Source organism: Brevundimonas sp. (assembly GCF_035627475.1).
GTDB lineage: Bacteria > Pseudomonadota > Alphaproteobacteria > Caulobacterales > Caulobacteraceae > Brevundimonas.
Map to the genome: position 1 here is coordinate 89,494 of NZ_DASPLR010000011.1, position 7,004 is coordinate 96,497.

The following is a 7,004-nucleotide window of genomic DNA, read 5'->3' on the forward strand; positions in this document are numbered from 1 at the left end:
CGATCAATCCATCAGCTGCTGCGCCAGGTACACATAGTGCCGCGCCCAGCGCCGCGCATTGGCCACCGGGTCGGCGTCGTTGGAATGCCCGCCCGACGTCTCTTCGTAATACAGGTGGTCGTGGCCCATATCGCCCAGCCGCGCCGCGAATTTGCGGGCATGGCCCGGATGCACCCGGTCGTCGCGCGTGTTGGTGGTGATGTAGACGCGCGGATAGTCCGCATCCGGACGAAGATTCTGATAGGCCGAGTAGCGGGCGATGAAGGCCGCCTCCTCCGGGATGCGCGGATCGCCGTACTCGCCGATCCACGACGCCCCCGCCGGCAGTTCGTGATAGCGCAGCATGTCGATCAGCGGGCTCTCGATCACCGCCGCATTGATCAGCTCCGGATGCTGGGTCACCGCCACCGAGGTCAGCACCCCGCCGTTCGAGCGGCCGTATATGCCGGTGCGGCGCGGGCTGGTGATGCCCCGCTCATGCAGGTCGCGGGCGACCGCCGCATAGTCGTCGAAGGCCAGCTGCCGGTTCTCCTTCAGCACCGACTGATGCCACTCCGGCCCGAATTCGCCGCCGCCGCGGATGTTGGCGTTGACGTAGACGCCGCCGTTCTCGAGCCACAGCTTGCCCATCTCGGGGATGTAGGCCGGCGGCTTCGACACCTGGAACCCGCCATAGCCGTAGATGATCGTCGGCGCATGCCCGTCCATGACCAGATCGCGCGGCCGGACGACGAAATACGGGATCTTCGTCCCGTCCGACGACGTCGCCTCGAACTGCTCGACCACATGGGTCGAGGCGTCGAACCGGGCGGGGGCGGTTCGCAGGGTTTCCGGGGCCGATGCGGTCGGCTCCAGAAGGCTCAGCGTCATCGGCGTCAGGAAGCCTTGCGACGAGACGAACACCCGGCCGGATTTCTTCGATGAATCCCCAAGCCCGACATCGCTGTTGGCGGCCACCGGGATGTCCGTCGCATGCCAAGCGCCGAGACGAGCCGAAGGGGCCGGGCCGAACGTGAACCTGACCAGCTTGCCGACGACGTTGTCCGAGATCGCGGCGACGATCGAGTCTCCGAGCACGGCCACCTGCTGAAGGGACTGGCGATCGTTCGGCTCGAAAACCAGTTCCTGGTCGCTGTCGACCGATATGGTCGACGGGCCCGAACCGTCGAGCTGGGCCAGATCGATCGAAAGCAGGGAGCCCGGCCTGAAGTCCCGTCCGCGGAAGGTCCACGGCTCGTCGTTGGAGAGAATGAGCCGGTCGCCGAGCACGCCCTGAACGCCGACCCGTTCCGGCAAATTCAGCTTCACCGGCTGCCCATCCTTGAGCAACCACGTCTCGCTGCGGAAGGTGTCCAGCGGCCGGTTGATCAGCACCGCTAGGATCTCGCCATCCCCGTCCCGGTACACGCCCGGGCTCACCCCGTATCCGCCGTCGCCGATGTCGCCGCGATAGACCTCGGTCGCCTCCGCCAGCGTCTGGCCGCGCTTCAGCGCCTTGACGATGAAGGGATAGCCGCTCTCCGTCAGCGTATCCGGTCCGAAGTCGGTGGCCACCAGCAGGGTGTCGCGGTCCAGCCATTCGATGCGGTGCTTGCCCTCCGGCAGCACGAAGCCGTCCTCGACCCACAGCCCCGTCGCGGTGTCGAACTCGCGCACCACCACCGCGTCCTTGCCGCCGTCCGACAGCGACACCAGACAGCGCGTCTCGTCCGGCGCGAGGCAGTCCGCGCCCTTCCACACCCAGTCCTTGCCCTCGGCCCGCGCCAGGGCGTCGATGTCGAGCAGCGTCTCCCACTGCGTGCTATCCGACCGGTACGAGTCCAGCGTCGTCCGCCGCCAGATCCCCTTCGGGTTCCGGGCGTCCTGCCAGAAATTGCCGATCCCTTCGCCGAGGAAGCTCGGCCCCGGAATCCGGTCGGTCGCCGACAGGATGTCGAACGCCTGCTGACGGAAGGTCTCGTAGCGCCGGTCGCCGGTCAGGGCCGCGAGGCTCTTCTCGTTCTCCGACGCGACGAACGCCATGGCCTCGGCCCCGTTCACCTCTTCCAGCGCCAGGTGATCGTCCGCGGCCCGCACCCCGGCCGGGCTCAGGTCCGCCGGGAAGTGCGGGTTCGCGGCCCCGTCGCAGTCTTCACAGGCGGTCGTGACCCCGGTGGCGAGGCGCTCTTCCTGCGAGTTGGCCTGTTGAGCAGCGGCGGGCGTGGTCGCCAGAAGCAGCGCCGGAATGGCGGCGGTCAGAAGCAGATGACGCATCAATAAACTCCGCTCATCCCGGCGAAAGCCGGGACCCAGTTCTTTGGACGACCGGCGCCGCCCGGGTTCACGATCCGCTCATCCCGACCACCGGCGCTTCAACGAACACGCTGGGTCCCGGCTTTTGCCGGGATGAGCGGAATGTTGCAGTCAGTCCGCCGGCTGATCCATCAGCCGCCGGGTCAGATAGGTGTATTCCAGCGCGATCCGCCGCGCCGTCTCGCGCAGGTTGGCGCCCGCCGCGTGGCCCCCGTCGGTGTTCTCGTAGAACAGCACCGGATAGCCCAGCTCCTCAAGCCGCGCCGCCGCCTTGCGCGCATGGCCCGGATGCACCCGGTCGTCCTTGGTCGAGGTGTGGATGAACACCTCCGGGTAGGGCTGGCCCGCGCGCAGGTTCTGGTACGGCGAATAGCGCTCGATCCAGGCCCGCTCTTCCGGCACGTCCGGATTGCCGTACTCCGCCATCCACGAGGCCCCCGCCAGCAGTTTGTGGAAGCGCAGCATGTCGAACAGCGGCACCTGGATGACCGCCGCGTTGATCAGGTCCGGCCGCTGGGTCAGCATCGCCCCCATGAACAGCCCGCCCTGCGAGCCGCCCATGATGCCCAGCTTCGGCTGGCTGGTGATGTTGCGCGCGATCAGATCCTGGGCCACCGCCTGGAAGTCCTCGTGCGCCCGCTGCCGGTTCTCCTGCAGCGCCGCCTGGTGCCAGCGCGGCCCGAACTCGCCGCCGCCGCGCGTATTGGCCACCACATAGACGCCGCCCCGCTCCAGCCACAGCTTGCCGACCGTGGCCGAATAGCCGGGCAGCAGCGACGACTGGAAGCCGCCGTAGCCGTACAACAGCGTCGGGTTCGACCCGTCCATCGGCATGTCGCCGTTGTGGACCACGAAATACGGAATCCTCGTGCCGTCGGCCGAGGTCGCCTCGAACTGCTCGACCACCATGCCCTCGGCGTCGAACTTGGCCGGCAGCGACTTGACCACCTCCGCCGAACCCGCCGAGGCGTCCGCCAGGTACAGGCTCGAAGGGTTCAGATAGCCGGCCACGCTGACGAAGACCTGGTCGTCGCGCTCGCTGGCCGAACCCACCCCGACGGTGACGTTCTGCGGCAGGCCCAGCCGGGTGCGGCTCCACTCGCCCGCCGGATTGGGCTCATAGACATAGACCGAGCCGCGCACGTTCTCGTACAGGGCCACGACCAGCTTGTTGCGGGTGTTGGAGATGCCCTCGATGGCCTCGCGCTCGCCCGGCCGGATGACCAGCTGAGCCGGCGTCGCCGGATCGGCCAGCCAGCGGTCGAGGTCCCAGGCGATGACGTCGCCGGTGCGGAATTCCTGCCCCGACGGCGCGGTCCAGTCCTGGTCCGTCGTCACCACCAGCTGCCCCTGCACCAGGGCGTTGATGTTCGACTTGGCCGGCAGTTCCAGCTTCGTCGTCGTGCCGTCGGCGTTCAGCCGGTGCGTCTCGCCTTCGTAGAAGCTGACGCCGCGGTTGATCAGGGTCGCCTGGATCGCCCCGTCGGCGTCACGCAGCGTATATCCCGACACCGAGACATCGGTCGGCTGGCCGGCGAACACCGTCTGCGCCTGGTCCAGCGTCTGGCCCCGCTTCAGCACCTTGACGATCATCGGATAGCCCGAGCTGGTCATCGAGCCGGGTCCGAAGTCGCGCGCCACCAGCAGGGTGTCGGCGTCGACCCACGACGCCCCGCCCTTCGATTCCGGCAGCACGAAGCCGCCCTCGACGAAGGTCTTCGTCGCCCGGTCGAACTCGCGCACCGTCACCGCGTCCTTGCCGCCGTCCGACAGCGAGACGAGGCAGCGCGTCTCCTCCGGCGGCAGGCAGGTGGCGCCCTTCCAGACCCAGTTCTTGCCCTCGGCCGCCGACAGGGCGTCGATGTCCAGCACCGTCTCCCATTGCGGCTCGGCCGAGCGGTAGCTGTCCAGCGTCGTGGTCCGCCAGACGCCGCGCACATGCTCCGCGTCCTGCCAGAAATTGTCGACCGTGCCGTCGTGGTTGAAGCCCGGCGAGGGGATGCGGTCGCGCGACTGGACGATCTCCAGCGCCTGCTGATGCAGGGTCTCGAAGCGCGGGTCGCCGCGCAGCACGCCCAGCGAGCGCGCATTGTGTTCCTCGACCCAGGCCATGGCCCGCTCGCCCTCGACCTCCTCCAGCCACAGATACGGATCGGTCGCGTCCGAGGTGGCGAAGCCGGCGCCGGACGCCGCGTTCGGCGCGTGGACGGGAGTGGTCTGGGCCATGGCGGCGCTCGAAAGGGTGGTGGAGACGAGAAGCGCGGCGAGCGCGGCGGTGCGTATCATGGTGGTCGTTCCCCGACATTGGTCGGGCGGCACCTTACCGGGCGGCGGCCGGGTCACAAGGCGGCGCGCGGCGAGGTTACGGTTTTGTCATTCGCAGGCGACCGGCGACAGGACAGGCGTGACGCTCCGGCGGTCGCGTCAGGCGCCGGCTGCCTGCTGCCTGTCGCCTCTCTTCAGTGATTCCCCTCGTCCGGAATGCACAGCGTCTCGCCGCAGGCCTTGCAGTGCACCGCGTCCGGATCGTGCTTCTGCAGGCCGCAGACGGGGCAGGGGAATCTGACCTTGTGCGGCCGCACGATGGTCTGGGCCAGGCGCAGGAACAGGGTGATGCCGGTCAGCATGATGATGATCGACAGCACCCGGCCCCAGTTTCCCGGGAGGGTGATGTCGCCGAAGCCGGTCGTGGTCAGGGTGGCGACGGTGAAATACAGGGCGTCGAGATAGCCGTGCAGGTCCTCGTGCCGGGCGCGGAAGGTGGCGTAGACGAAGCCCGTGGCCACGAAGACGAAGGTGGCCAGCGCCGCCAGCGCCCGCGTCACCTCCTCCACCCGCGTGTCGTCGAACCTGCGCCCCACGGTTCGCCAGAAGAAGTCGGAGCTCAGCAGGGTCCACAGCCGCAGCATCCGCAGGAAGCCGAAATTGTAGAGCCAGTACGGCAACATGAGGGTCGCCAGGATGAACAGGTCGATCCACGTCGACGGCTTCTTCAGCCAGTCCTTGATGTCGGTATAGGCCAGGGCCCGGGCGGTCATGTCGGCCGCCAGCACCAGGGCCACGACGATGTCGGCGACGTAGAAGGCCCAGCCCGCCTCGCGCAGGATCGGGGCGGCCAGGAAGAAGCCGATGATGGCGAAATCGACCACGATGACCGCCAGCCGGAAGCGCACCGCGGCCGGCGAGGAGCCGTGATAGAGGTAGCGCATCCGCGCCCGCAGCCGCCAGCCGTGGCGGTTCGGCTCGTCTCCGGACTCGGCGTCGGCGCGGCTCATGCCCAAGCGATAACGCGCGTCGCTCGCGCAAGGAACCGGCAAACGCTATATGCCGGTGATGAGCCGCCCCTATGTCCGCATGAACGGCGCCGGCAACGACTTCGTCGTGGTCAATGCGCTGGAGACGCCGTTCGCGCCCACGGCCGCGGAGGTGCGCGCCATCGCCGGGCGCGACGCGGGCCAGGGCTGCGACCAGCTCATCGCCATCGAGCCGCCGCGACCCGACGGCCCCCGGGCCGACGCCTTCATGCGCGTCTGGAACGCCGACGGCGGCCAGGTCGAGACCTGCGGCAACGCCCTGCGCTGCGTCGGCTGGCTGCTGATGGAATCGACCGGCAAGGACTCCGTCGTCATCGACACCCTCGGCGGCCAGACCACGGCGACGCGGGCCGGCCACCGCCGCGTCAGGGTCGACATGGGGGCGCCCGGCCTCGACTGGACGCAGGTGCCGCTGGCCGAAGAGATGGACACCCGCGGCATCGAGCTTCAGGTCGGCCCCATCGACGCCCCCCTCCTGCACACCCCCGGCGCGGTCTCGATGGGCAATCCGCACGTGGTCTTCTTCACCGACCGCCAGGACGACGCCTTCGTGCGCGGCTCCGGTTCGCTGGTCGAGCACCACCCGCTGTTTCCGCAAGGCGTCAACGTCGGCTTCGCCAATGTCCTCGCCCCCGATCGCATCCGGCTGCGGGTGTGGGAACGCGGCGCCGGCCTGACGAAGGCCTGCGGCACCGGCGCCTGCGCCGCCCTCGTCGCCGCCGCCCGCCGCGGCCTGACCGGCCGGCAGGCGGTGATCGAAGCCGACGGCGGCGAGCTGGTCATCGACTGGGACGAGGCCACCGGCCACGTGTTCATGACCGGGCCGGTGGAGGTGGAAGGGACGGGCGTGACGCCGGTCTGAGGCCGTACTCGCCCCGTGACCCCACCCTCACCTCGCCATCGCAGACGGGGTGGAGAAGCGGTCGCCGGAGGCGGGCGGACGACGGGACCGCGCGAAGCGCCGGTCTCCTTTCCTTCCATCATCCCGGGGCAGGCGGCGCAGCCGCGCAGACCCCGGGATGACGAAAGCGGGAATTGCTGCGCTGCAAATCCCGCCTCTGTCTCCATACTTCGAACAGCCAACCCGCTGATTCCCCGGCGCATCCTCCCCGCGCCAGCGTCACGAACCCGCCCTGGTGAAAACCCGGCCCATACTATTGGCCATCCCGTCGATGGGGAGGGCGTCGGATCCACGCTCCTCGACGACGGCGGGCTGTGGTCGAGCGATGAAGCCCGGACGACGGAAAGTCCGGGGGGCCTCGAGGGCGGGGATGGATCCTGCCCGCTTGCTCGCCGCGCGCTGTTGGAGTGCGGACTGCTGACGTCAGCTTCATGCCGTCATGTCCGCCCCGCGTCGGGGTCAGCAATGGCCCCGACGGTGATCCGGCAAGGCCCGAA

At 69.0% G+C, this 7,004-nt stretch carries 4 protein-coding genes; 1 reads left to right on the forward strand and 3 read right to left on the reverse strand.

The window, feature by feature from the left end; genetic code table 11:
* Positions 1 to 3 precede the first annotated feature (3 nt).
* From VEA62_RS02900 to VEA62_RS02910, 3 genes are all read right to left on the reverse strand, one after another.
* Positions 4 to 2,253 carry a prolyl oligopeptidase family serine peptidase gene (locus VEA62_RS02900; RefSeq protein WP_324818153.1) on the reverse strand — a complete coding sequence of 750 codons (2,250 nt, stop codon included), beginning with the start codon at positions 2,251 to 2,253 and terminating at the stop codon, positions 4 to 6.
* A 150-nt stretch (positions 2,254 to 2,403) separates the two neighbouring features.
* Positions 2,404 to 4,578, reverse strand: coding sequence for a prolyl oligopeptidase family serine peptidase (locus tag VEA62_RS02905; RefSeq protein ID WP_324818156.1), 2,175 nt, complete (start codon positions 4,576 to 4,578; stop codon positions 2,404 to 2,406).
* Positions 4,579 to 4,751: 173 nt separating this feature from the next.
* Positions 4,752 to 5,567, reverse strand: a complete 816-nt coding sequence (locus tag VEA62_RS02910) for a potassium channel family protein (protein WP_324818158.1) — start codon at positions 5,565 to 5,567, stop codon at positions 4,752 to 4,754.
* 58 nt (positions 5,568 to 5,625) lie between these two features.
* On the opposite strand from VEA62_RS02910, the gene dapF reads away from it, so the two are divergent.
* On the forward strand, positions 5,626 to 6,468 hold the full coding sequence (gene dapF, locus VEA62_RS02915; protein WP_324818161.1) for a diaminopimelate epimerase: 843 nt from the start codon (positions 5,626 to 5,628) through the stop codon (positions 6,466 to 6,468).
* Positions 6,469 to 7,004 lie beyond the last annotated feature (536 nt).

Excerpts from the sequence above, each read along its gene's own strand:
- dapF (WP_324818161.1), top strand. The coding sequence starts at position 5,626 with ATGAGCCGCCCCTATGTCCGCATGAACGGCGCCGGCAACGACTTCGTC.
- VEA62_RS02900 (WP_324818153.1), bottom strand. The coding sequence starts at position 2,253 with ATGCGTCATCTGCTTCTGACCGCCGCCATTCCGGCGCTGCTTCTGGCG.
- VEA62_RS02905 (WP_324818156.1), bottom strand. The coding sequence starts at position 4,578 with ATGATACGCACCGCCGCGCTCGCCGCGCTTCTCGTCTCCACCACCCTT.
- VEA62_RS02910 (WP_324818158.1), bottom strand. The coding sequence starts at position 5,567 with ATGAGCCGCGCCGACGCCGAGTCCGGAGACGAGCCGAACCGCCACGGC.